This window comes from Flavobacterium sp., assembly GCF_035299005.1.
Taxonomy (GTDB): Bacteria; Bacteroidota; Bacteroidia; order Flavobacteriales; family Flavobacteriaceae; genus Flavobacterium.
Genome location: NZ_DATGXL010000012.1, coordinates 65,829 through 90,486 on the forward strand (window position 1 = coordinate 65,829; position 24,658 = coordinate 90,486).

Here is a 24,658-nt window from a genome sequence, read left to right on the forward strand (position 1 = left end):
TCGTTTAATTAAAAATACTGTCTAATTTACCATATACTACATCAATATGATGATTCCTTTTAAAATACTTCTCGGATTGATTTGAAATTTCATCATAATATTCTCTATCTTCAATCAATTTATGAATGAAATGGGCAAATTTTTCAGGATTATTGGTTACCAAACTTCCGTTATCTGTTTTATTGTAAAGTCCATCTATTCCGCGTTCATTACAAACTACTGGAATTCCAAAAGACATTGCCTCAACTACTTTTATTTTCAAACCTGTTCCAGTAAACATTGGACAAATAGCTAGTTTTGAATTGGAATAATACTGATTTAAATCATTCACAAATTTATTTTTTTCAACATTAGGATAATCCGCAATGCAATGAGTTATTTTACCAATAATACAAATTTTAATTTCTCTATTTAATAGTGGAAAAACTTTCTCTAAAAACCAATTAATTCCATTTCTATTGTGTGGATTATCACTTGCAACATAAATAATATCATATTCTTTTTTTTCTGTTTTTGAAATACAATTATCTGTTAATGTGTGTGGAATTATTTCAATTCTACTTTTTAAAAATTGAGAATAAATATAATTTTCCTCAACCGAAATGGCTATAACTATATCAAATAAACATAATAATTCTATTTCTTTCTGAAAAAATCGACCAAGTTTAAATTTTTTAGTTGTTTGGAATTGTGAAGTTAAAAAATCATGTGTATCAATCACTAATTTTGCGTTCTTTAATTGTGAATTGTTTTTAACTAATGATGCCCAACAACTATAGGATATAATTATATAATCGTATGAATTATTTTTTAATATTTCGTTAAACTCTACTTGATGATTTAACTTTGCTCGCCTAAACTGCTTAATTCTATTTAAAAAGAAATTTGGCAACGATTCTTTAAAAAAGTAACTTATCTGATAAAATTTTGTTTTATGTTTTTTTAATAAGAAAACATTGTCTGCTAACTTATGCTCTACTATTGTTGCAGCATCACTTTCAGCATAGTCAACTGACTTGCAACCCACTAAATCTATACTAATAGCCCTACTTTTAAAATAGTGCAATAAGGCGCTTGCTCTAGCATTATTTCCTTGAGTAGATGACAAAGGATTATCTGGGTAGAAATAAAGTATCTTCATAAAAAAAATTTATCAAAAGTATTATTATTTGGTGTGAAAATTAAGAAAGCTTTATACAAAAGAAGCATAAATTTTAATAAAAAATGATTATAAATAAAAACTTATTTAAAATGCCCTATTTTTTGTTATTTTGTATTTCTAAAAAATCGAAAACTTTAAAAAAATAATATGAGAGAAGCTTTATTAAAATACGATTTTACAAATAAAGGTTTAAATATTGGTGATTATATTCAGAGTTTAGCTGCTAAACAATTTTTAAATGATCAAAGCCCTGTTTTAATCAGCAGAGAAGCATTAAATGAATATGATGGAGAGCAAGTGAAACTAATCATGAACGGATGGTTTTTAATGAAAGGTGAAAATTTTCCTCCATCAAATAAAATTACTCCATTACTAGTATCACACCATATCAATAAATTAGTTCATTCGCATTTTAAAAAAGAAGAAGTTATAAACTTTTACAAAGAAAACGAACCTGTTGGCTGTAGAGACTACTTTACAGTAGATTTTTTAGAAAGCTTAGGAGTAAAATGCTACTACACAGGTTGTCTTACTTTGACATTATCTGAAAAATATAGTTCAAACGAAAAAAACGATAACATTTACTTTGTTGACCCAAGATATAAAAGATCTAGAGGTTTATTAGGACAATTGACTCGACTTTTTTTGTTAGTAACAAAATTTAATACTATAAGTACAATTCGATCTAGATATATTAGATCAAATAATAAAAAAAGTTGGAAAAAAACCATTGATTTTTACCGCTCATTCTCACAAATATTTGAGGATGAAGTTCTAAAAAAAGCTATATATATAAAACACTACATGCCTGCGGATAAATTTAATAATGATGATGAAATATACTCTTTTGGAGAAGAATTATTAAGAAAATATGCTTCTGCAAAATATGTTGTCACTTCAAGAATTCATTGTGCTCTTCCAAGTCTATCCTTAGGAACTCCAACATTATATATAGATATACCAAATGACCATGATATAAGTTCTTGTAGATTAAATGGTATAAAAGAACTTTTCCATATAATTCACACTAACGGAACAAAACTATCATCTGATTTATTGAAAAATGGGGAAAAATTCAATTTAAAATCAACATTTACAAATAAAGAAGATTTTAAAATCATTAAAGATAATATAAAAAAAACTGTTTTAGATTTTATAAAAAAGTAATAAAATTAACTTTTATCAAAATGCAAGAAGAAATACACAAAGCATGCGAAGTCATTAAAAATGGGGGTATTATTTTATATCCAACCGATACGGTTTGGGGAATTGGTTGTGATGCCACTAATGAAGAAGCCGTAAGAAAAATCTATGCTTTAAAACAACGTGAAGAGACCAAAAGCATGATTGTTTTAATAAACGGTGAACGCATGATGTACAACGTTTTCAAAGAAATTCCTGAAGTGGCTTGGCAAATTTTAGATTTATCGGAAAAACCAACAACTTTAATTTTAGATAATCCACGAAATGTTGCCAAAAATATAATAGCAGAAGATAACACTTTAGGCATTCGAATCGTTACTGAACCTTTTTGTTATAAACTGATGGAACGCATGAAAAAACCATTAGTTTCTACATCAGCAAATATATCTGGGGAAGCAACTCCAAAAACTTTCAAAGAAATTAGTCCCGAAATTATAAAAGGTGTAGACTATGTAGTAAATTTGCACCACGATAAAGTTTGCAAAAATCCTTCTACGATTATTAAATTAGGTTTAGATCATCAAGTAAAAGTGATTAGAAAATAATAATTTGAAGATTTGAAGATTTGAAAAATATCCTAATTTTCAAATTAACTAATTTTCAAATTTTCAAATTAAAGCATGAATTACAAACAACATTTAGAACATAACATCTTCAAAATCATTTCACAAGCAGCACAAGAACTTAACTTGGAATGCTATGTGATTGGTGGTTTTGTTCGTGATATTTTACTCGACAGAGACCACAAAAAAGACATCGACATCGTTGCTGTTGGTAGCGGAATCGAATTGGCTTTAAAAGTTTCTGAATTGATTCCATTCCATCCAAAAGTACAAGTTTTTAAAAACTATGGAACAGCAATGTTGCGCTATGATGACATTGATGTAGAGTTTGTGGGTGCTCGAAAAGAATCGTACACTCACGATAGTCGAAATCCATTAGTAGAAAACGGCACGTTAAAAGATGACCAAGAAAGGAGAGATTTCACCATAAATGCTTTGGCTTTTTCATTGAATTCTGAAAACTTTGGTGATTTAGTTGATCCTTTTAATGGCGTAGAAGATTTGCAAAATAAAATCATCAAAACACCATTAAATCCAGATATTACCTATTCAGATGATCCGTTACGAATGATGCGTGCGATTCGTTTTTCTTCTCAATTAAATTTTGAGATTGAATCTGAATCATTGGAAGCAATTTCTAAAAATAAAGACAGAATTAACATTATTTCAGGCGAAAGAATTGTGGATGAAATGCACAAAATTTTGTCTTCTAAAAAACCATCCATTGGATTTTTACATTTGTACCAAACTGGCTTATTAGATATAATTTTACCTGAATTAACTGCTTTGAATAACGTCGAAGAAGTTGAAGGTCATACCCACAAAAACAATTTTTATCACACCTTAGAAGTTGTCGATAATATTTGTCCAAATACCGATGATGTTTGGCTACGCTGGTCGGCATTGTTACACGATATTGGAAAAGCACCAACCAAAAGATTCAATAAAAAACAAGGCTGGACTTTCCACGGACATGAATTTTTAGGTGGGAAAATGGTCAAAAAAATATTTGAACGTTTGCACATGCCGTTGAATCATAAAATGAAATTTGTGCAAAAAATGGTAACCATGAGTTCGCGACCAATTGTAATTGCGGAAGATATTGTTACAGATAGCGCAGTTCGTCGATTGGTTTTTGATGCAGGTGAAGATATTGATAGTTTGATGACCTTGTGTAAAGCAGATATCACTACAAAAAATCCAAAGAAATTCCAGAAATATCATAAGAACTTCGACATCGTAAAAGAAAAGATTGTAGAAGTAGAAGAAAAAGACCGAGTACGTGTTTTTCAACCACCTATTTCAGGTGAAGAAATTATGGAATTATTCGGTTTAAAGCCTTGTAGAGAAATTGGAATTCTGAAAGAAGCCGTTAAAGAAGCAATTTTAGAAGGTGAAATCCCAAACGAATATGATGCAGCAAAAGATTTTGTATTGAACAAGGCTTCAAAAATGGGATTGAAAAAAATATAAAAATTATAATCTGTTAAAGCGCTTTTCAAATACACATTATGTAAATTTGGGGTGCTTTTTGAATATCAAGAAATATGAAAACAAATAAATCAGTTATTTACTGGCTACTTTCGGGATGTATTTTGTTATTTATCATGGTAACTGTGGGAGGAATTACACGTTTAACCAACTCCGGTTTATCCATGACTGATTGGCATTTAATCAACGACACCTTCCCTCCTATGTCGGAAGAAAAATGGGTTGAAGCCTTTGAAGAATACAAGAACTTTCCTGAATATCAAAAAGTAAATCAATACAAAGATTTTCAATTAGACGATTATAAATTTATTTTCTTTTGGGAATGGTTTCACCGTTTTATTGGTCGCATTATTGGTGTGGTTTTCATTATTCCTTTCGTTTACTTTTTAATTAAGAAAAAATTAGATAACGAAACCATTAAAAAATGTTTCATTCTATTAGGAATGGGTGCTTTTCAAGGATTTTTAGGTTGGTTCATGGTGGCTAGTGGTTTAAAAGATATGCCCGATGTGAGTCACTTTAGATTAGCGATTCATTTAACATTTGCTTTTATTACGTTTGCATACACGCTATGGGTAGCTTTAGACTTAATTTATCCTGAACGAAAATTACCGGTTGTAGAATTGAAAAAAATTGCCCGAATTGCATTGGTAATTCTAATTATTCAAATTATTTATGGCGGATTTGTGGCTGGTTTAAACGCTGGTTTAGTTCATAATCATTGGCCCCTAATGAGCGACGGACAATTTTTCCATGAAAGTATTCAATTAGAACAATCGAATTTACTTTTAGCATTTACAGAAGGAAAAAGTGGTGTGCAATTCATTCACCGAACTTTTGCTTATGTTGTAGTTGGAATGATTATTTTCTTATTTATTAAAAGTAGAAAATTTGTATTAGACAAAACACAAGATAACGGAGTTAAAACATTATTAATTTTTGTATTTATTCAATTTATTTTAGGAATTTTCACCTTGTTATTCCATGTACCTCTTTGGTTAGGTTTGGCACATCAAATAATGGCTTTCTTTTTATTAACAGCAATGACGTTTACGTTGCATAGATTTTCAAAATAACTTTTAATGAAAAAAATAATTTTGTTATTCTACTTACTATTTTTGGGTACATTTATTATAAATGCCCAAAATACTAATAATTTAATTTTCAAAGACGGAAATCAAACAATTAAAATTGAGTTTGAAACAAAAAAATCTTATTTAGAATTAAATAAAAATACTAAATTTATTGTTTCTGTTGAAAATATTGAGTTACAGAAAACTTCAATAATTGGTAGAGGAATTAGAATTTTAGGTTCAAATAATGAGACTGGTTTTGAATGTTCTGTTTTAGTTGATAAAAATGGTGTAGAAAATGGAAATTTTAAAATGCGCATAATCTATTACAATGAAGATAAGCTAAAAACACATGTTTTCATAATTCCAGTGAAATAATTACTACCCAATCCACTCTTTAAAATCACTCACACGTTCTCTAGCTACAATAACCTCATCGTCTTTGTATGTTGGTAAAATAATTTTTAATCTCGAATTAGAATAAACCTGAATTTCCTTAACCGCTTTTAGAGGAATAATAAATTTTCTGTTCACTCTATAAAAGTCTTTTGGATTAATTTCGGTTTCTAAAAGCTCTAAAGGCGAGTCAATTAAATAATCGCGATTATCTAAAGTGTGAATATATGTTCCTTTGTTTTCGCTGTAAAAACATTCAACTTCACCAATTGAAATCACTTTTAATTGTTGCCCAATTTTTATTGAAAAACGTTTTTTATATTCTTTTTCCAATGGATTAACCAACATACGTTTAATCGCTTCAAAATCTAATGAAATATTTTGCGATTGTGTTCTGGATTTGAATTTATTGACGGCAATTTCCAAGTCTTCTTCATCTATTGGCTTCAATAAATAATCAATACTATTTAACTTGAAAGCTCGCAAAGCATATTCATCATAAGCAGTTGTAAAAATCACTGCGCTTTTAATATCAATTTGCTCAAATATCTCAAACGACAAGCCATCAGACAATTGAATGTCGAGAAAAATTAAATCGGGATGTACATTATTTTGAAACCAAGCAATTGATTCTTCCACCGAATGCAGCATTGTATCTACTTGCAAACCTAATTTTTCTACTTTACGTTGCAACAATCGTGCAGCTGGTTTCTCGTCTTCAATTATTATAATATTCATCAATTCAAAATTTGCTGTTTTATTATTCCCACTTATTCGATTTTTCCTTTTCCATCAATTCTTTGATTTTTCGTTCTTCCCAATCAGTTCCTAAAATCCATTGAGGCATAAATGTTGAAAGTCCGTGTGCTAACAAACCAATTCCCCAAAAGAAAGCAGTTATGAAATTTTTATACTGAAAATAAGATTCGCCTTCATTCAAGTTTTGAATATTTATCACCACTATCATTAAGTTAATTACCAAATATACTATAGCATGGGTATAAAATCCTTTGATTTTTTTTACTCGTTTTGCTGCTTCATAATAAGCCGCTTCTTCAGGTGTTGATGGAATAAAATTTCTAAAATCTCTTCTCTCCTGTCTTCTTTGTCTTCTATTTTCGATACTCATTTTGTGTCTTTTTGATGGAATTAATTCCAATTGCTTTTTGTTGTTTTTTCTTTATTGATTATTTCTTGAATTTTTCGCTCTTCCCAAGATTTTCCATAACCAAAAGTTTCCAAGGCATGAAAAGTAACACCTAATCCCCAGCCCAACATTGGAAACCAAAACCATTGAAAATTAGAAGTGTTTACATTAATAATGATTAAAATAGGGATTACAACGCAATATGAAATTAAATTACCGTAAAACCCTTTCAATTGTTGTACTCTTTCTTTTGCTCTTTGATAAGCTAAATCTTCATTATATATATTTTGTGTTTCCATAGTAATTTGTTTAGTCAAAATAGGTAAAAAAATCTTGAATTTTTGTTCGTTTTCTTCTACTAATACTTTTCTTTTGGTTAAAATAGCATAGCGATTTACAATATTTTGCAATCCCACACCTTTTCTGTCAGATAGCACTTCTTTCTTCTGTAATTTATTAGCTACAACTAACTGATTATTTTCGATGCTAATTTTTATATGAAGTGGCTTAGTTTCGCTTACTACATTATGTTTGATGCAATTCTCTAATAATAATTGTAATGATAACGGAACTACTTTTGCTTCATCATTATCAAAATTTTCGGGAACTTCAAATGTAATACTGTTTTCAAATCGCATTTTTAATAAATTCATATACGTTTTTGCGAATTTCAATTCTTCTTCAACTGAAACCAATTCTTTATCTTTTTGTTCCAATACATAACGATAAATTTTAGACAAAGAAGTTGTAAACTTTTGAGCGCTCTCTGGATTCTCTTCAATTAAAGAACTCAATACATTCAAACTATTAAAAAGAAAATGTGGATCGATTTGATTTTTTAAACTTTCAAATTGTGCCGATGCGGTTCCTGCAATAATTTTTTGCTCTTTAACTTTATTTTCTTGGTATGCTTTGTAAAAATAAAAAGCATGAAAGGCTAAAGTCACAAAAAAAGTTATGATAGTGGTTACTAAATAATTAGCAGAAGATTCATTTTGAATGAACACTTCAAAATTTTCACCTTCTATTAGAACGTCTTCAACCATTCTAAGTAAAAAAATAACAAAAACAGAAAGAATAAAAGAACCTAAAAACCCTATAACAATCCTTCTTTTTGTAAATCGTTCAACTTCAAAAACACTGTCCAAGTAGATGAATAAAGAAGCATTTGCAAAATACAAAGACATTCCATAAAGCAAGGTATAACCAAAATTGATTATCAAATCCCTATTCAATTCTATAGTAACCCCTGTAATTAATCTTATCAATAACAACACTATGAATATTGAAACCGATATTATAATTGCTCTAGGAATTTCTTTTATTAGTTTGTTTATCATTTTTTTATGAAATATTATTTACAATTTTCAGCTTCTTGTTTTGCTCTTTCTATTCCCCAATTTGGATGAAATGGAGTTTCTGGTTTAAAATTAGCAAATAATTCGATTGAAGCTTTTATTTTTTCACACATCGGTTGCGTGTCTTGTCCGAAATATTGTGCACCTCCTTTTTCAAAACTAGCTTTATTAAAAACTACTCTTGGATTGTTTGGAGCAATTTTTTCTGCCTTTTCATATAAATACATTACATCTCCATATAATTTTTGACCATTTGTCATAGGATCATAAACAATCCATGCCGTATGAATCATAGCTTGCATTACTATTACTTCTGGATTATCAATTGCTAGATTGTTACAAACATCTTGTGCTTTTTGAGCTGCTTCTAATAATGCAACAACTTTAGTTTTATCCTGTTCTTGAAATGCTTGTGTTGTATTTATTAACGCAATGTAATAATTTGGCAACCAATTTGTTTTTTCTACTAAAGCTATACGCTCAAATTGAGCTATTGCTTCCGTATTTTTACCCTCGCTCCATAATTTTAAAGCGTTACCCATTCCTTTTTCATACTGTGTTTGTGCGCTAACTATCGAAGCTACAAACAATGCGATAATAGTGATAATTTTTGTCATGATATTTAAATTTTTTAGTTAATTGTTTGATTTTTAAAATTGTACTTGTTTTTGATTTTGTTTTATCTTGATGATTCAAATTTCCGTCAGATTATACGCTTTTAAAACTTATACTTACCGAACTGTTGTTTTTTGATGATGAATTGTAGTTTTAAGGATTATAATGTCAAACTAAGACTTAAAGAAACTCTTTTTACTTTTTACTTTTTACTTTTTACTTTTTTCACAAATTATCCAAATTATTTGCTTTTTTATTATCGCTAATTGTCCAAAAGAAACCTACAAAAAAGAACCTATCTGCTGTTTGCGTGATTGCTTGTCGCTGAAATTGACCAGCTAAATCAGGCGAATTTGCATATTGATAACCAAAGACATTAGAACTTCCTGCAACATTTGAAACCGAGAAATAAAGTATTTTTTGTTGTGATAATAAATAAGCCCAACTCAAACTTACATTATTGTATGATTTCGTTTTTCCATTCATAAATTCAACTGCATTTGGGTTATCATAAGGTCTTCCAGAATTGAAAGAATAGGTTACACCAATTTGCGATTTTAATTTATCTACCCAATATTTTGTCACAATTGAAAAATTATGAGTAGCAATAAACGATGGAGTGACTTGCGATTCATAATTCTTGTAATCTCGTTCCGAATCAATAAACGAATATGAAATCCAGTAATCTAAGTTTTTAACCGTTTTACTATCTCTCCAAAATAAATCCAATCCTTTTGCATACCCAAAACCTTTATTGTTATAATTGCTCGTATAGTCAGGTTGTGTTCCATCATATTTAACTAAATTATCATAGTCTTTAAAATAAGCTTCTGCTCGAAACATTTTTCCAGATTTATTGTACATATAATTTAAAATATAATGCGACGTTGATTCATAATCCAAATGATTTGCAAACTTCAAATAATCTGCTTTTGCTGTTTGATTAAAGTTTCCATAAGCCATTGAAAACTGACTATTCTCGGACACTTTATAAGCAAATGAAAGTCGCGGTTCTAAGGTAAATTTATCTACAATTGAAGCATTTGACGAACGTAATCCTAAATTAAAAGCTACATTTTTAGAAAGAAAAATTTCGGCTTCACTAAAGAAAGCAACCACATTATTTTGATAACCATACCCAAATGTATTGGTACCAAAATCGGTAAAATCTTCATCAAAATTGGTATGAAACATTTCTGCTCCAATATTTAATTTAAAACGATTAGAAAACGATTGACGTAATTTAATTTTATAATGCAAAGCACGTTCGTTATTAGCAACTTTATCGTCAGAAATACCAATATTATTTTTACTATATCCAAAACTTAATCCAGTTTGAATTTGCGTATAATCGGTTAAATTTCCTTTGTAAGAAGTATTCATATAGAAGTTACTATTTTGCAAATCGAAACGAATTTTATCATCAAAATTGATATCTTTTTGATTCAAATCAAAAGTTGAATAATCAAACGCACCATATATTTTTAATAAACCCGACTTGAATTTATATCTAAAAACACTTTCTCCCGAAATGGCTTGCACTGGTTTATTCCAATCGATATGTTGTGGAACAATTAATTGATAAGGAGCCAAATTAATATAACTTGTATTGATGGAAAAAGAACTTTTTTCCCATTTTTTTGTTTTTCCTAATCCAACACCTACCGTCATAATTGAAATATCCGTTTGGTTTTGTTCTGGCTCATCTATTGTATTCAACAACAGTACACTCGATAAAGCATCTCCATATTCTGCACTATAACCTCCTGTTGAAAAAGTAATCCCTTTAAATAAAAATGGTGAAAATCGGCCTCGAGTTGGGATATTATTTGCCGTTGCACCATAAGGTTGTGCTACACGAATTCCATCAACATAAGTTTGTGTTTCATCAGATTCACCTCCTCTAACAAACAACCTACCACTTTCTCCAACGGTTTGTGTTCCTGGCAATGTTTCTAATGCTGCAATTATATTTCCTGCCGAACCAGCAGTTGTAACAATATCTAAGGGTTTTAAAGCAGTTACTTTACTATTATCTCCTGCTTTAAAAGTTCCAGCAGAGATAACAACTGCATCTAAACTTCCAATACTTTCTTTCAATTTGAAAGTTGTCGGTTGGTAATTTGAAACTTCAAAATCATAATTAATTGTTTCATAGGATAAAAAACTAATTTGTAATTTTTGTGTTCCTATCTCAGTAGTTGTAAAACTAAAGCTGCCAGTTTCATCAGAAATAGCTCCATCATAAGTTCCTACGATAAAAACGTTTGCTGAAGCTATTGGACGACCTTTTTCATCTTCAACTTTTCCATTAATTGTAGTTTGCCCAAAAATTGAATAACTTAAAATGAAAATAAAAATTTGAACTATTGATTTCATGTGTTTTAATTTTGATGAAACAAATTTGCAACAGAAAAACCATATTTAAAATTGAAACTAACCCAACTGTCATTTTTTGAGGATGAATTGTAACTCGAATGATTTTAATTACTTTTACCAAAATTAATACAATGGCATACCAAGATATTTTAGACGGAATTTATTACGAAGTTATCCAAATTGAAAACACAGGAAAAGTAGCCAATTACATTCCTGAATTAGCAAAAGTAGATGAGAAAAAATACGGAATTGCATTAGTTGATAAACATCAAAATATATTTACAAAAGGTGATGCTTTAGAAAATTTTTCGATTCAAAGTATCTCAAAAGTAATTACCACTTCATTGATTTTTTCTAAAATTGGGAATAATTTATGGGAACGTGTAGGTTATGAACCTTCAGGAAATTCGTTTAATTCTTTAATACAATTAGAAAATGAAAACGGCATTCCGAGAAATCCATTTATTAATGCTGGAGCTTTAGTAATAGCCGATTTGATGTTAGAGCATTTTGATAATCCCAAAGAGCTTCTTTTAAACTTTGTCAGAGAGCTAACTGAAAACCCAAACATTAATTACAATGAAAATGTAGCACAATCTGAAAAAGCATTTGGATACAGAAATGCAGCTTTGGTGAACTTTATCAAATCATTTGGTAATATCAAAAATGAACCAGAAGCTGTTTTAGATTTCTATTATCATCAATGTGCTATTGAAATGAATTGTGTTGATTTAGCCAACTGTTTTCAAGTTTTCGCTAACAATGGAATTATTCCAAAAAACAATAAAAAATTCCTTTCATCTAGCCAATGTAAACGCATGAATGCACTAATGCAAATGTGTGGTTTTTATGACCAAGCGGGTGAATTTACTTTCAAAGTGGGTCTTCCAGGAAAAAGTGGTGTTGGCGGTGGTGTAGTTGCTGTTTTTCCAAATCATTACACCGTAGCCGTTTGGAGTCCAAAATTAAACAGAAAAGGAAATTCTTTCTACGGCTTAGAAACCTTAGAAAGATTAACAACAGAAACTTCATTATCAATTTTTTAAACTTATTAAAGATGAAAAAAATATATTTATTCGGATTAATTCTAATATCGTTCACAACGGTTTTTTCTCAAGAAAATAAAGATTTTGATGCTAAGCTTGCGAAAGATTTAGGAGCAGATGAATATGGAATGAAAACTTATGTCTTTTGTATTCTTAAAACCGGCTCAAATGCAACTGCAACAGCAGAAGAAAGGCAAAAATATTTTGAAGGACACATGGCAAACATTAACAAGTTAGCAGAAGAAAAAAAATTAGTTGTAGCTGGCCCTTTCATGAAAAACGATAAAAACTATAGAGGCATTTTTATTTTTAATTGTACTACAATTGAAGAAGCAAGAGCATTAGTAGATTCTGATCCAGCAGTTGCAGCAAACTTTTTTGAAGCAGAACTTACTTTATGGTACAGCAGTGCCGCATTAATGATGGTAAATGAAAATCATAATAAAATTGCAAAAACCAAAATTTAAAATCTTATTAACAATTCGTAAAAGCAAAAAAGTTTCTCATAAATAATAATTACTTTTGCGTTTCTTAAAATTTCAAAGATTATGATTTATAAATTCAGAGTGATACTCGATGCTGAAGAAGATATTTTTAGAGATATTGCTATCGAAAGTGATAATACATTAGAAGATTTACACAATGCAATTGTTAATGCTTTTGGTTTTGATGGAACCGAAACTGGATCGTTTTTTACATGTGAAGACGATTGGACTTGGAATGAAGAAGACGAAATTCCGTTGTTTGATATAGGGGAAGTTCCTGGCGAAATGAAAACCATGGTAGATTTCAAAATTGATGACTTGCTACACCAAGACAATACTAAAATGGTATATGTATATGATTTCTTTAGTATGTGGACATTTTTTCTTGAATTAGCAGCAATTGAAGAAGAAAAAGATGCTGGCGAAACTTATCCGGCCTTACTCTTTTCTCACGGAGAACTTCCAGCAGAAGCAGGTCAAAGCGGGCTAAGAGGCGATCTTTCAAACGATGATATCTATGGTGATTTTGAAGATGATTTAGATGATGACGATTATGACATGTTTGATGGCGATGACAGCTTCGAAGACATGGGATTTGAAGAAAACTGGAACTAATTAGCCGATGGGCTAATATGGCAATGTGCCAATTATAAAACTTAATTACTAACATTGTTAATTGGCATATAGACCAATTGACGAATTGACACATTAAAAAAATGATCAACTTATTCAACGCACATATTGAAAACCTATCGATTCATAGAGTAGGAAACAAAAGTAGAAACGAAGCCATTTTCTTATCTGACAATCCGTATGGATTAAATGATGAAATTATGCCTTTGTTGAAAGAATATTTTTTTAAACCATTTAGAGAAAAAGAAGAAAATTACTTTCAATTTGCTCACGAAGTAGATTTAGAATACAACGATATGTTCAATTTTGCTACCGAGGTTTTTAATAACCCAAGCGAAATTCATAACGTATCAAAAAAAATTACAAAACACCTTTTTGAACAATCCAATCATCCACATATCAAAAACGGAGAAGTGTATGTAGCATATTTTACACATGTTTCTATTGATAATAATGTAGTTGATGCAATCGGAGTTTTCAAAAGTGAAGTACAAACCGATTTCTTACAATTTGAAGAAAATGGAAGCAACTTAGAAATGATTTTACAACAAGGAATCAACTTGAATAAGTTAGACAAAGGTTGTATCATTTTCAATTACAAAAAAGAAGAAGGCTACAAAATTTTAACCGTTGATAGCAACCGTTACGACGCGCGTTATTGGTTAGAGCATTTCTTGTCAGTTGATGCGTTTCAAGATGAAAACTTCATGACGAAGAAATACTTAAAATTCTGTCAAGAGTTTGCTAAAGAAGTAGTTTTACCAGCCGAAGACAAGCAACAAGAAGTATTGTTTATGAATCGAGCTATCAACCACTTTGCAAAAAATGATGAATTTGAAGAAACCGCTTTCTTAAACGAAGTAATGCAGAATCCTGAATTCATTCCAGAATTCAAAAATTATAAAGTAGATAAAGGTGCCAAATATAGCATCGAAGACGTTTCAAGTTTCCCAATTGCGAATGCTGCCGTTACCGATGTGCGTCGAACGCTAAAAAACACGATTCAATTAGATACAAATATCCAAATCAAATTGGATTTTATCAACCCAGAAAGTGCGGAGAAATTTGTTGAAAAAGGTTGGGACGAAGAAAAGCAAATGTATTATTACTTGGTTTATTTTAATAAAGAACAGAAATCATAAGACATTTACATACAAAATATTAAACCTCAATTACAACCTTGTACTTGAGGTTTTTTTTGAAAGAACTTTAACAAAATATTTTGTTTAACTTTTTTGATTACAAATTAAACATTCTTTATCTTTGATAAAATTTTAAAAGTCATGGCTAAGAAGAAAGAGATTACTAATCAAGATATTTTAGGTTTCTACATTGATTATTTTTTAGAAAATAACAAAGCGCCACATTCGGTATATAAATTCGCGAAACAGTACAATTTTGAAGAAGCTGTATTTTATGCGAATTTTTCATCTTTTGAACAAACTGAAAAAACCTTTTTCACTTCATTATTTCAGCAAACAATGAGTTTATTAGAAAAAAGTGAAGATTTTGAATCGTATGATGCACGAACTAAATTATTAAGTTTTTATTTCACGTATTTTGAAATGTTAACCGCAAACAGAAGTTTCACGGTTGCACTTTTAAAAGAAGATAAAAACAAATTGAAAAGCCTTTCTAAATTGACAGAATTGAGAAAACACTTCAAACAATTCTTTGATACTTTAGAAATTGAAAAAGTCGATTTAAAACAAGAAAAGTTAGTCGAATTTCAAGAAAAAACCATGAGCGAAATGGCTTGGTTACAATTCTTATTCACTTTGAAATTTTGGATAGAAGACACTTCGCTATCTTTTGAAAAAACAGACATTTTCATTGAAAAATCAGTCAATACAAGTTTTGATTTACTAGATATTACACCTCTAAAAAGTTTAATTGACTTCGGGAAATTTATGTGGCAAGAAAAAGCTTCATTTAAAATGTAATTATTATGAAAACTATAGATAGTATTCCTACATCAAAAATTCAGAGAGCATCCAAACTGATTCAAACTGGAGCAAAAATTGGTGTAAATTACATTAAATATTATGGTGATAAAATCACCAAAACCGAAGCTGAAGCCAAAGAAAATCTAAACATTAACAATGCTTCTGACATTTACGACGGTTTAAAACAAATGAAAGGAAGCGCTTTGAAAGTAGCTCAAATGCTAAGCATGGACAAAAGTATTTTGCCTCGTGCTTATGTTGAGAAATTTTCATTAGCACAATTTTCAGTTCCTCCTTTGTCGCCACCATTGGTAAACAAAACCTTTAAAAATTATTTTGGCAAACAGCCAAACGAAATATTTGACACTTTTAATGCCACTTCAATAAACGCTGCTAGCATTGGTCAAGTCCACCAAGCTAGCAAGGATGGGAAAAATCTTGCTGTGAAAATTCAATATCCTGGAGTGGCAGAAAGTATCAGTTCTGATTTGGCGATGGTAAAGCCAATTGCGATTAAAATGTTCAATATCAAAGGAAAAGATTCAGACAAATATTTCAAAGAAGTTGAAGATAAATTGATTGAAGAAACCAATTACATCAACGAAGTCAAACAAAGTATTGAAATGGCTGAAGCTTGCGCCACTATTCCTAATTTAATTTTTCCAAAGTACTATCCTGAATGGTCATCGGAAAGAATTATAACAATGGATTGGATGACAGGCGAACATTTGTCAGAATTCACCGCACACAATACTGATACTGAAAAGTCGAATATTTTAGGACAAACACTTTGGGATTTTTATATGTTCCAAATGCATAACTTAAGAAAAGTGCATGCCGATCCACATCCTGGAAACTTCTTAATTACGAAAGACACTAAACTAATTGCATTAGATTTTGGTTGTATTAAAGAAGTTCCGAATGATTTTTATGTGCCATATTTTGAATTAGCTAAGAAAGAAAATTTAGCAAATCCAGAATTTTTCAAATCAAAATTATACGAATTAGAAATATTAAGAACAGACGATTCTAAAGAAGAAACCGAGTTTTTTACTGCAATGTTTCACGAATTATTAAGTTTATTCGCAAGACCATTTCATGTAGAAGAATTTGATTTTTCTGATGATGAATTCTTTGGTCAAATTGCCGATTTAGGCGAACGCTATTCAAAAAGCACCGAATTAAGAAACATGAATGGCAATCGTGGTTCAAAACATTTCATATACATCAACAGAACATTCTTTGGTTTATACAATTTAATGCACGATTTAAAAGCTAAAAATGTAAAAATTAACAACTTTATAAAATATTAACTTTTTTGTCCTGAATAATTTTTAAAATTCCTAACGATTTCATTTGTTAGGAATTTTTTATTTTAATTTTCAATCGGTAACAAAATACAATATCATTCGTCTTATCATAAATCAAAAAACGAACAATCTTGGAAACTATTTTAAAAATCACCAATCTTAATAAGATTTTTAACAGAAAATTACACGCCGTTAAAAACGTGTCTTTTGAAATCAAAAAAGGGAATGTATATGGAATTCTTGGTCCAAATGGATCAGGAAAATCGACCACTTTAGGAATAGTATTGAATGTTGTGAATAAAACTTCAGGCGAATTTGAATGGTTTGAAGGAAAAACCAGCACCCATGATGCTTTAAAGAAAGTAGGCGCCATCATTGAAAGACCTAATTTTTATCCATATATGTCTGCTAAAGAAAACTTAGAATTAGTATGCAAAATCAAAGGAACTTCTTTTGCAAAAGTGGATGAAAAATTAGAGTTGGTAGGACTTCTAGAACGCAAAAATGACAAATTCAAAACCTTTTCTTTAGGCATGAAGCAACGTTTAGCAATTGCTTCGGCGTTACTAAACGACCCTGAAATTTTAATTTTAGACGAGCCAACAAACGGTTTAGATCCGCAAGGAATACGTCAAATTAGAGATATCATTCGTATCATAGCCTCACAAGGAACAACTATTTTATTGGCTTCCCATTTATTAGACGAGGTTGAAAAAGTATGTAGCCATGTGGTAGTTTTGCAAAAAGGCGTAATGTTATATCAAGGTTCGGTTCATAACATGATTGAAAACAACAGCTTTTTTGAGTTAAAATCTGCCAACATTGGACAATTAAAAGAAGCGCTTCAAAATCAGACATACATAGAGAAAATGATTGAAGAAGAAGGAAAGTTATTGGTTTATTTGAAACAAGAAATTGCAGCACAAGATATCAATTCTTACTTGTTTGAACGCAATATAATTTTAGAACATCTTGTGAAAAGAAAAAATAGCTTAGAAGAACAATTTTTAGAATTAACCAAAAACTAACAACAGCATGTACAGATTACTTTCTATCGAATTTCAAAAAATATGGAAAAACAAGGCGAGTCGTGTTTTAGTACTAGCATATTTTATTCTATTAAGTTCAATTGCTTTAGTTGCCTCAATCAAATTTAGTTTTGGAACTTTCGAAATCAGGATTGCAGACCAAGGTATTTTTAATTTCCCTTATATTTGGCATTTTAATACATTCATAGCAGCATTATTCAAAATATTTTTAGCTGTAGTAATTGTTTCTATGATGGCAAATGAATATACTTATGGAACTTTAAAGCAAAATTTAATTGACGGATTGAGTAAAAAAGAATTTATTCTTTCAAAATTCATTGTAGTAGGGACTTTTGCATTAGTTTCAACTGTCTTCATCTTTATTTTGTCATTAATTTTAGGCTATTCTTTTTCATCTTATACTGAATTATCAATTGTATTTACGGATTTAGAATATTTATTAGCTTTTTTTATTAAGTTATTTGCCTTTTTTTCTTTCTGTTTGTTCTTGGGAATATTAGTAAAACGAAGTGCTTTTGCTCTAGGATTTTTAACTTTATGGTTCATTGCCGAACAGATAATATTTTGGATTGTTAAATTTGTTATTTTAGGTGGTGACGACAAATCTAAAAACTTTGGAGATACAATGATAAAATATTTTCCAATGGAATCTATGTGGAATTTAAGTAGAGAACCTATAACCAGATTCAATGCTGTAAAAACAATAGAAAATGCCATGGGAGGCGCACAAAATGTTAAAGATTATAGTGTACACTTTTCAGAAATTAGCATTGTTTTAGTTTGGACATTAATTTTCATTTTTGCATCCTATTACATCGTAAAAAAGAGAGATTTGTAGTATCTTTGCCGATGCTATGATTACAAAAATAAATACCCTTATAATTGTGCTTTTCGGATTGATTTTTCAGTCTGGAAAAGCACAATATATTTCTGTTGATGAAGGTTATTCCGCACAATATTTAGTTGAAAATGTTTTAATCGATAGTCCATGTGCAAACGTATTTAATTTTAGTGTTTCTGGTGGAAACTTTACCTCTGGTGAAAAAAGCTATGGCTATTTTGACGCAAGCGGAACTGGATTTCCTTTTGAAAATGGAATAATTCTGTCAACTGGGAAAATAAATAATGCTCCTGGTCCAAATTCATTTGTTTCAGACGATGGTAATGGAATGGGTTGGAATGGTGATGCTGATTTGAATCAAGCTTTAAACATTAGCAACTCAATCAATGCTACTGTTTTAGAATTTGATTTTATACCATTAGGAAGCACTATTAGTTTTGATTATATTTTTTCTTCTGAAGAATACCACGGCACTGCAACTTGCCAATATTCAGATGGCTTTGCATTTTTATTAAAAGAAGCAAGTGCCACAACCTATCAAAACTTAGCAGTTTTACCAGGCACAACTATTCCTGTAAAAGTCACTTCAGTTCATCCAGCGATTTCTGGAGGTTGTCCTGCTCAAAACGAGCAATATTTTGATGCTTTCAATAGTACGAATCATCCCACCAATTTTAACGGTCAAACTAAAGTGTTAACTGCACAAGCAAATGTAATTCCTGGAACAACTTATCACATCAAATTAGTAATAGCTGATGAAGGAAATTATAGATATGATTCAGCCATTTTTTTAGGCGGAGGAAGTTTTAATTTTGGAATTGATATAGGTACAGACAGATTAATTGCAACTGGAAACCCCCTTTGTCAAAGCGAAACACTACTTTTAAATGCCAATCAAACAGGCGCAACAGGTTACCAATGGTTTCAAAACAATATTGCATTAGTAGGTGAAACAAACCCAACATATCTAGTGAGTTCAGAAGGAGAATATTCGGTTGAAATTAATTATGGAACATCGTGTCAAACAACTGGTGAAATCAAAATTGAATACGCTACAAATCTTATTGTAAACCAAGATACATTTACGTTATGTGATGCAGATAGTAATCAGGACGGAAAAACAGTTTTTGATTTGAACGCAATTACACCTAATTTATTTACTAATTTACCTACAAACTACTCTGTTTCATTTTTTGAAAATTCAAGTAGTACAACTGCTTTACCTAATGCTTTTACTAACACTACTGCATTTAATCAAACTATTTATGCACGAATAATGAATATTCAAGGTTGTTATACTGATTATCCAGTGCATTTAGTAGTGAATACATTTTCAACAATAATTATTGATGAAGAAGTTGGTCTATGTGAAAATAGCCCAATTACTCTAAATGCGGGGTCTGGTTTTTCTAGCTTTACATGGAATACAACTCCAGTTGAAAATACTCAAACTATTACTGTTGACACAGCCGGAACATATATTGTTACACTTACAAATGCAAACAATTGCTCAAAGACCAAAACGTTTACCGTTACAGCATCAGGAATTGCTACTATTAACGACATTATAATAAATGATTTTTCAGATAATAATACTATGACTGTTGATTATTCTGGATTAGGTATTTATGAATTTTCATTAAATGGTAGTAGTTTTCAAAATTCTCCATTTTTTACAAATCTCAATGAAGGAGAATATACCGTTTTTGTTAAAGACACTAAAGGGTGTGGCATTGTTTCTAAATCATTTTACATTTTAAACTATCCAAAATACTTCACACCAAATGGTGATGGAATTAACGATACTTGGTACATTAAAAATCTACAAAAACGCAATTTAGAAAATAGTACTATTTCAATATTTGACCGCTATGGCAAATTATTGAAACAAATAAACAGTATTTATGACGGTTGGGATGGAACTTTTAATGGAAACGTACTACCAAGCTCTGATTACTGGTTTGTTATTGAATTGACCAATGAAAAAACAGTAAAAGGTCATTTTACGCTAAAACGTTAGGCATAATTATTGCACAATAGCCTACAAAATAATATATTCGCAGTATGATGCAAATACACGAAATTGAAGCTATAAAATTAGCATTAGCTACTCCAAAAAAAATTACCATAATTCCACATAGAAATCCAGATGGTGACGCTATGGGCTCAACATTAGGATTATATCATGTCTTAAAACAGCTACATCACGATGTAGCTGTAATAGCTCCAAACGAGTTTCCAGATTTTTTAGCTTGGTTACCTGAAAGTGAGAAAGTATTAATTTTTGAACGTAGCTTTGATAAATGCAAAGCAATTATAGAAAAATCGGAAGTAATTTTTACTTTAGATTTTAATGCCTTGCATCGAATGGGTGACCAGATGGAAAACCTTTTAAAAGCACTTACAGCAACAAGTATAATGATAGACCATCACCAATCGCCAGATGGTTATGCTACTTATACTTTTTCAGATACTTCTTATGGATCTACTTGTCAAATGGTATATGATTTTATATATCAATTAGGTTATGAAAACTTATTAAATAAAACGGTAGCCACTTGTTTATACACAGGAATTGTAACGGATTCTGGAAGTTTTCGTTTTCCAAAAACCACTAGTGAAACTCACAAATGTGTAGCTAATTTAATAGAAAAAGGAATTAACAATAGTGAAATTCACAATTTATTATTCGACAATTCTAGTTATAATCGATTGTTATTACTTGGAAAAGCATTACAAAATTTAAAAATTTTAGACCAATACAAAACTTCATACATTACTTTAAGTCAAGATGAATTAAACGAATTTGGACATCAAAAAGGTGATACAGAAGGTATTGTAAATTATGGTTTAAGCATAAAAGGAATAGATTTTACAGCCATTTTTATAGAACATAAAGAAGAAGGAATTATAAAAATATCATTCCGTTCACAAGGTGATTTTGATGTGAATCAATTTGCTAGAAATCATTTCAATGGAGGCGGTCATATCAATGCGGCAGGAGGAAAATCTTTTTTATCTCTTGAAGAGACGGTACAACAATTTATTGCTATTTTAGCAACAGAAAAAAATAATAAGTAATGAAACTACATCCATACATACTAATTGCTCTAATTGCAATAACTCTCATAAGTTGTTCAAAACAACAACAAGCACGTAAACCTATTTCACATTCTTCGGGAACTTTTATCAAAGAGTCTATAGAAAGAAATAAAAAATTAGTTGCTAATGAAGAAAAGCTTATAGATTCAATTATTAAAAATGATACACTAAAACAATATATAGCTTCAAACAAAGGATATTGGTATAAATACGAGACCAAACTTGAAGAGAACACTGCATTTCCAAAAAGAGGTGATATTGCTTATTTTGATTATGAAATAAAAGATTTATTAAGCCGCATAATTTACACCAAAGAAGAAACCAAACCTCAAATCTATTATGTTGATAAGGAAAATATTATGATGGGATTGCGCGATGGAATTAAATTAATGAAAAAAGGAGAAACTATTACTTTTCTTTTTCCTTCTCATATGGCATATGGATATCATGGTGACGATAAAAAAATTGGAACAAACGAACCACTTATTTGTACAGTAACATTAAACGATATTAAATTAGATACACAAGCAAAAAAATAAATGAAAACAATGAAACCCATTTCGATTTTATTCTTAAGTTTAATTACATTTCTTTCTTCTTGCTCAAAATCGCATGACCAATTAGCTGAAGGATTATATGCCGAAATTGAAACTTCAAAAGGCACTTTGATTGCAAAATTGGAGTATAAAAAAGTTCCAAATACTGTAGCAAACTTTGTAACATTAACAGAAGGTAAAAACCCTTTTGTAAGCGAAGAATTCAAAGGAAAGGCATTTTATGACGGATTAAAATTTCACCGCGTAATTCCTGATTTTATGGCACAATGTGGTGACCCAAACGGTGATGGTTCTGGTGGCCCAGGTTATAAATTTAAAGACGAATTTCATCCCGATTTAAAACATTCAAAAGCAGGTATATTATCTATGGCTAATGCTGGACCTGGTACTAACGGGAGCCAATTTTTTATCACACACAAGGAAACACCTTGGTTAGATAATATGCATAGTGTATTTGGAGAAGTAATTGAAGGATTAGACATTCTAAAAACTATTGAAAATGAAGACCAAATCGAAAAAATTACGATAGTTAGAATTGGAAACGAGGCTAAAAAATTTGATGCTGTGAAAACTTTCAAAAGCTACTATGCCAAAGAAGCTAGAGCTCAAAAAGAAGCTGAAGAGAAAACAAGACCAATCAGAGAAGCAAAAGCTAAAGAATTTGAAACGATAAAAGTAACAGGTACAAAAACGCAATCAGGCTTAATATATAAAGTCATTAAAAAAGGCACTGGTGTAAAACCAACAGTAGGTACAAATGTTTTTGTGCATTATGCAGGTTTTTTAGAAAATGGCCAACTTTTTGATACAAGTTATGAAGAAACAGCAAAGCTATTTGGAAAATTCGAACCTAGTAGAGCTGCACAAAATGGATACTCTCCAATACCATCAATTATTGGAAACCTAAGATTTATTCCAGGTTTCAACGAAGGTGTCGAAATGATGAGTTTTGGAGACAAAATGGTTTTCTATATACCATCTAATTTAGCATACGGAGAACAAGGTGGTGGAGATGTTATACCTCCAAATGCTAATATTATATTTGAAGTAGAACTTTTAGAAAAATTACCAAATAAATAATATCTCAAAAATGAAACAATTATTAAAAATTACACTAGCAATCCTTGGATTTGCAACCTTTGGATATGCTCAAGATAAAAACCAAGAAGGAATTTTTGCCGAAATCAATACATCAAAAGGTAAAATTGTTGTAGCATTAGAATTCAAAAAGACACCTATCACAGTGGCTAACTTTATTTCTCTTGCAGAAGGAACTAACACACAAGTAAAAGAAGCTAAAAAAGGAAAACCATATTATAATGGTTTAAACTTCCATAGAGTAATTGCAAATTTCATGATTCAAGGTGGTTGTCCTGACGGGAATGGCTCTGGTGATCCAGGTTATAAATTTACTGATGAAATTACTGATTTAACACATGAAGGTCCGGGAGTTTTATCAATGGCAAATGCAGGTGCTGGAACAAATGGAAGTCAATTTTTTATTACTCATAAAGAAACAGGCTGGTTAAATGGCAAACACACAGTTTTTGGACACGTAATTTCCGGACAAGAAGTTGTAGACAAAATAGCTCAAGGTGATATAATTAATTCAGTAGTAATTATTAGAAACGGAAAAGAAGCTAAGAAATTCAAAGCTGAAAAAGTTTTTGCTGAATATTTTAGCAAAAAAGAAGAAAACGATAAAATTCAAGCTACTAAAAATGATGCTGCAAGAAAATTACAAGCTGAAATAGCGGCTGAAAAGCAAAAAAAACAAGCAGAACTTGAAGCACAAAAAAGAAAAGTAATCGAAGAAAAACTAGTTACAGTAAAAGCTGAAAAAGTAGCTTCATTTAATGCAATGAAAGCTACTGCAACAAAATCTCCTTCAGGATTACAATATGTTATAACTAAAAAAGGAGATGGCAAAAAGCCTGTTGAAGGTACAGATATTTATATTCATTATGCAGGATATTTTGAAGATGGCTCTTTGTTTGATAGCAGTTATGAAGATATTTCTAAATTGTACGGAAAATTTGATCAAAATAGAGCAGCTCAAAATGGATACGCTCCATTCCCTTTTAAATTTGGGAACAAAGGTGGATTAATTCCAGGATTTTTAGAAGGTGTTAACATGATGTCATACGGTGATAAATTAACGCTTTTTATCCCTTCAAATTTAGGTTATGGAGAAAAAGGAGCTGGAGGAGTAATTCCACCAAATACAAACTTAATCTTTGAAGTAGAAATTTTAGAATCTCAAACTAAATAATTAAGCATAAAAAAAAGCCACTAATTAATT

The 24,658-nt window shown here is 30.3% G+C and carries 24 protein-coding genes; 18 read left to right on the forward strand and 6 right to left on the reverse strand.

Annotated elements, in window-relative coordinates; all coding sequences use genetic code 11:
• Nucleotides 1–4 precede the first annotated feature (4 nt).
• On the reverse strand, nt 5–1,141 hold the full coding sequence (locus VK164_RS06205; protein WP_324208532.1) for a glycosyltransferase family 4 protein: 1,137 nt from the start codon (nt 1,139–1,141) through the stop codon (nt 5–7).
• 168 nt (nt 1,142–1,309) lie between these two features.
• On the opposite strand from VK164_RS06205, the gene VK164_RS06210 reads away from it, so the two are divergent.
• The 5 genes from VK164_RS06210 (at nt 1,310) to VK164_RS06230 (ending at nt 5,870) form a co-directional block, all read left to right on the forward strand.
• Nucleotides 1,310–2,329 (forward strand): polysaccharide pyruvyl transferase family protein, encoded by a 1,020-nt coding sequence (locus VK164_RS06210; RefSeq protein ID WP_324208533.1) that lies wholly within the window; start codon nt 1,310–1,312, stop codon nt 2,327–2,329.
• Nucleotides 2,330–2,349: 20 nt separating this feature from the next.
• The gene (locus VK164_RS06215) at nt 2,350–2,910 is read left to right on the forward strand and encodes an L-threonylcarbamoyladenylate synthase (RefSeq protein ID WP_324208534.1); all 561 of its coding nucleotides are present in this window, start codon (nt 2,350–2,352) and stop codon (nt 2,908–2,910) included.
• Nucleotides 2,911–2,985: 75 nt separating this feature from the next.
• The gene (locus VK164_RS06220; protein WP_324208535.1) at nt 2,986–4,401 is read left to right on the forward strand and encodes a CCA tRNA nucleotidyltransferase; all 1,416 of its coding nucleotides are present in this window, start codon (nt 2,986–2,988) and stop codon (nt 4,399–4,401) included.
• Nucleotides 4,402–4,475: 74 nt separating this feature from the next.
• Nucleotides 4,476–5,495, forward strand: a complete 1,020-nt coding sequence (locus VK164_RS06225) for a COX15/CtaA family protein (RefSeq protein ID WP_324208536.1) — start codon at nt 4,476–4,478, stop codon at nt 5,493–5,495.
• A gap of 6 nt (nt 5,496–5,501) precedes the next feature.
• Entirely contained in the window at nt 5,502–5,870 is a 369-nt protein-coding gene (locus VK164_RS06230; RefSeq protein ID WP_324208537.1) for a hypothetical protein, read from the forward strand.
• Between the two features lie 3 nt (nt 5,871–5,873).
• Here VK164_RS06230 and VK164_RS06235 read toward each other — a convergent pair whose 3' ends face one another.
• From VK164_RS06235 to VK164_RS06255, 5 genes are all read right to left on the reverse strand, one after another.
• Nucleotides 5,874–6,626: a LytTR family DNA-binding domain-containing protein gene (locus VK164_RS06235; protein WP_324208538.1), complete on the reverse strand. Its 753-nt coding sequence runs from the start codon at nt 6,624–6,626 to the stop codon at nt 5,874–5,876.
• Between the two features lie 22 nt (nt 6,627–6,648).
• Nucleotides 6,649–7,017 (reverse strand): 2TM domain-containing protein, encoded by a 369-nt coding sequence (locus VK164_RS06240; protein WP_324208539.1) that lies wholly within the window; start codon nt 7,015–7,017, stop codon nt 6,649–6,651.
• 20 nt (nt 7,018–7,037) lie between these two features.
• Nucleotides 7,038–8,375 (reverse strand): 2TM domain-containing protein, encoded by a 1,338-nt coding sequence (locus tag VK164_RS06245; RefSeq protein ID WP_324208540.1) that lies wholly within the window; start codon nt 8,373–8,375, stop codon nt 7,038–7,040.
• 14 nt (nt 8,376–8,389) lie between these two features.
• On the reverse strand, nt 8,390–9,010 hold the full coding sequence (locus VK164_RS06250; protein ID WP_324208541.1) for a hypothetical protein: 621 nt from the start codon (nt 9,008–9,010) through the stop codon (nt 8,390–8,392).
• A gap of 223 nt (nt 9,011–9,233) precedes the next feature.
• The gene (locus VK164_RS06255; protein WP_324208542.1) at nt 9,234–11,387 is read right to left on the reverse strand and encodes a TonB-dependent receptor; all 2,154 of its coding nucleotides are present in this window, start codon (nt 11,385–11,387) and stop codon (nt 9,234–9,236) included.
• 131 nt (nt 11,388–11,518) lie between these two features.
• Between VK164_RS06255 and VK164_RS06260 the strand changes: the two genes are divergently transcribed.
• From VK164_RS06260 to VK164_RS06320, 13 genes are all read left to right on the forward strand, one after another.
• Entirely contained in the window at nt 11,519–12,433 is a 915-nt protein-coding gene (locus VK164_RS06260; protein ID WP_324208543.1) for a glutaminase, read from the forward strand.
• An 11-nt stretch (nt 12,434–12,444) separates the two neighbouring features.
• On the forward strand, nt 12,445–12,900 hold the full coding sequence (locus VK164_RS06265) for a YciI family protein (RefSeq protein WP_324208544.1): 456 nt from the start codon (nt 12,445–12,447) through the stop codon (nt 12,898–12,900).
• 81 nt (nt 12,901–12,981) lie between these two features.
• Nucleotides 12,982–13,533, forward strand: a complete 552-nt coding sequence (locus tag VK164_RS06270) for an IS1096 element passenger TnpR family protein (RefSeq protein WP_324208545.1) — start codon at nt 12,982–12,984, stop codon at nt 13,531–13,533.
• Nucleotides 13,534–13,634: 101 nt separating this feature from the next.
• Nucleotides 13,635–14,693, forward strand: a complete 1,059-nt coding sequence (locus VK164_RS06275) for a nucleoid-associated protein (RefSeq protein ID WP_324208546.1) — start codon at nt 13,635–13,637, stop codon at nt 14,691–14,693.
• Between the two features lie 141 nt (nt 14,694–14,834).
• Entirely contained in the window at nt 14,835–15,494 is a 660-nt protein-coding gene (locus VK164_RS06280; RefSeq protein WP_324208547.1) for a TetR family transcriptional regulator C-terminal domain-containing protein, read from the forward strand.
• Between the two features lie 5 nt (nt 15,495–15,499).
• A complete protein-coding gene (locus VK164_RS06285; protein ID WP_324208548.1) occupies nt 15,500–16,810 on the forward strand; it encodes an ABC1 kinase family protein in 1,311 nt (436 codons plus the stop codon).
• 128 nt (nt 16,811–16,938) lie between these two features.
• On the forward strand, nt 16,939–17,835 hold the full coding sequence (locus VK164_RS06290) for an ABC transporter ATP-binding protein (RefSeq protein WP_324208549.1): 897 nt from the start codon (nt 16,939–16,941) through the stop codon (nt 17,833–17,835).
• A gap of 7 nt (nt 17,836–17,842) precedes the next feature.
• Complete coding sequence (locus tag VK164_RS06295) at nt 17,843–18,694, forward strand: ABC transporter permease (protein WP_324208550.1); 852 nt, start codon at nt 17,843–17,845, stop codon at nt 18,692–18,694.
• Nucleotides 18,695–18,710: 16 nt separating this feature from the next.
• Complete coding sequence (locus VK164_RS06300; protein WP_324208551.1) at nt 18,711–20,717, forward strand: choice-of-anchor L domain-containing protein; 2,007 nt, start codon at nt 18,711–18,713, stop codon at nt 20,715–20,717.
• A gap of 44 nt (nt 20,718–20,761) precedes the next feature.
• On the forward strand, nt 20,762–21,778 hold the full coding sequence (locus tag VK164_RS06305) for a bifunctional oligoribonuclease/PAP phosphatase NrnA (RefSeq protein ID WP_324208552.1): 1,017 nt from the start codon (nt 20,762–20,764) through the stop codon (nt 21,776–21,778).
• Entirely contained in the window at nt 21,778–22,338 is a 561-nt protein-coding gene (gene gldI / locus VK164_RS06310) for a gliding motility-associated peptidyl-prolyl isomerase GldI (protein WP_324208553.1), read from the forward strand. The genes VK164_RS06305 and gldI overlap by 1 nt, the downstream gene beginning before the upstream one ends.
• A gap of 9 nt (nt 22,339–22,347) precedes the next feature.
• The gene (locus VK164_RS06315; RefSeq protein WP_414655547.1) at nt 22,348–23,436 is read left to right on the forward strand and encodes a peptidylprolyl isomerase; all 1,089 of its coding nucleotides are present in this window, start codon (nt 22,348–22,350) and stop codon (nt 23,434–23,436) included.
• A gap of 10 nt (nt 23,437–23,446) precedes the next feature.
• Nucleotides 23,447–24,628, forward strand: coding sequence for a peptidylprolyl isomerase (locus VK164_RS06320; protein WP_324208555.1), 1,182 nt, complete (start codon nt 23,447–23,449; stop codon nt 24,626–24,628).
• Nucleotides 24,629–24,658 lie beyond the last annotated feature (30 nt).

What these genes read in the sequence shown, in the direction of transcription:
- VK164_RS06205 (WP_324208532.1), bottom strand. Translation starts at nt 1,141, where the DNA reads ATGAAGATACTTTATTTCTACCCAGATAATCCTTTGTCATCTACTCAA.
- VK164_RS06210 (WP_324208533.1), top strand. Translation starts at nt 1,310, where the DNA reads ATGAGAGAAGCTTTATTAAAATACGATTTTACAAATAAAGGTTTAAAT.
- VK164_RS06215 (WP_324208534.1), top strand. Translation starts at nt 2,350, where the DNA reads ATGCAAGAAGAAATACACAAAGCATGCGAAGTCATTAAAAATGGGGGT.
- VK164_RS06220 (WP_324208535.1), top strand. Translation starts at nt 2,986, where the DNA reads ATGAATTACAAACAACATTTAGAACATAACATCTTCAAAATCATTTCA.
- VK164_RS06225 (WP_324208536.1), top strand. Translation starts at nt 4,476, where the DNA reads ATGAAAACAAATAAATCAGTTATTTACTGGCTACTTTCGGGATGTATT.
- VK164_RS06230 (WP_324208537.1), top strand. Translation starts at nt 5,502, where the DNA reads ATGAAAAAAATAATTTTGTTATTCTACTTACTATTTTTGGGTACATTT.
- VK164_RS06235 (WP_324208538.1), bottom strand. Translation starts at nt 6,626, where the DNA reads ATGAATATTATAATAATTGAAGACGAGAAACCAGCTGCACGATTGTTG.
- VK164_RS06240 (WP_324208539.1), bottom strand. Translation starts at nt 7,017, where the DNA reads ATGAGTATCGAAAATAGAAGACAAAGAAGACAGGAGAGAAGAGATTTT.
- VK164_RS06245 (WP_324208540.1), bottom strand. Translation starts at nt 8,375, where the DNA reads ATGATAAACAAACTAATAAAAGAAATTCCTAGAGCAATTATAATATCG.
- VK164_RS06250 (WP_324208541.1), bottom strand. Translation starts at nt 9,010, where the DNA reads ATGACAAAAATTATCACTATTATCGCATTGTTTGTAGCTTCGATAGTT.
- VK164_RS06255 (WP_324208542.1), bottom strand. Translation starts at nt 11,387, where the DNA reads ATGAAATCAATAGTTCAAATTTTTATTTTCATTTTAAGTTATTCAATT.
- VK164_RS06260 (WP_324208543.1), top strand. Translation starts at nt 11,519, where the DNA reads ATGGCATACCAAGATATTTTAGACGGAATTTATTACGAAGTTATCCAA.
- VK164_RS06265 (WP_324208544.1), top strand. Translation starts at nt 12,445, where the DNA reads ATGAAAAAAATATATTTATTCGGATTAATTCTAATATCGTTCACAACG.
- VK164_RS06270 (WP_324208545.1), top strand. Translation starts at nt 12,982, where the DNA reads ATGATTTATAAATTCAGAGTGATACTCGATGCTGAAGAAGATATTTTT.
- VK164_RS06275 (WP_324208546.1), top strand. Translation starts at nt 13,635, where the DNA reads ATGATCAACTTATTCAACGCACATATTGAAAACCTATCGATTCATAGA.
- VK164_RS06280 (WP_324208547.1), top strand. Translation starts at nt 14,835, where the DNA reads ATGGCTAAGAAGAAAGAGATTACTAATCAAGATATTTTAGGTTTCTAC.
- VK164_RS06285 (WP_324208548.1), top strand. Translation starts at nt 15,500, where the DNA reads ATGAAAACTATAGATAGTATTCCTACATCAAAAATTCAGAGAGCATCC.
- VK164_RS06295 (WP_324208550.1), top strand. Translation starts at nt 17,843, where the DNA reads ATGTACAGATTACTTTCTATCGAATTTCAAAAAATATGGAAAAACAAG.
- VK164_RS06300 (WP_324208551.1), top strand. Translation starts at nt 18,711, where the DNA reads ATGATTACAAAAATAAATACCCTTATAATTGTGCTTTTCGGATTGATT.
- VK164_RS06305 (WP_324208552.1), top strand. Translation starts at nt 20,762, where the DNA reads ATGATGCAAATACACGAAATTGAAGCTATAAAATTAGCATTAGCTACT.
- gldI (WP_324208553.1), top strand. Translation starts at nt 21,778, where the DNA reads ATGAAACTACATCCATACATACTAATTGCTCTAATTGCAATAACTCTC.
- VK164_RS06315 (WP_414655547.1), top strand. Translation starts at nt 22,348, where the DNA reads ATGAAACCCATTTCGATTTTATTCTTAAGTTTAATTACATTTCTTTCT.
- VK164_RS06320 (WP_324208555.1), top strand. Translation starts at nt 23,447, where the DNA reads ATGAAACAATTATTAAAAATTACACTAGCAATCCTTGGATTTGCAACC.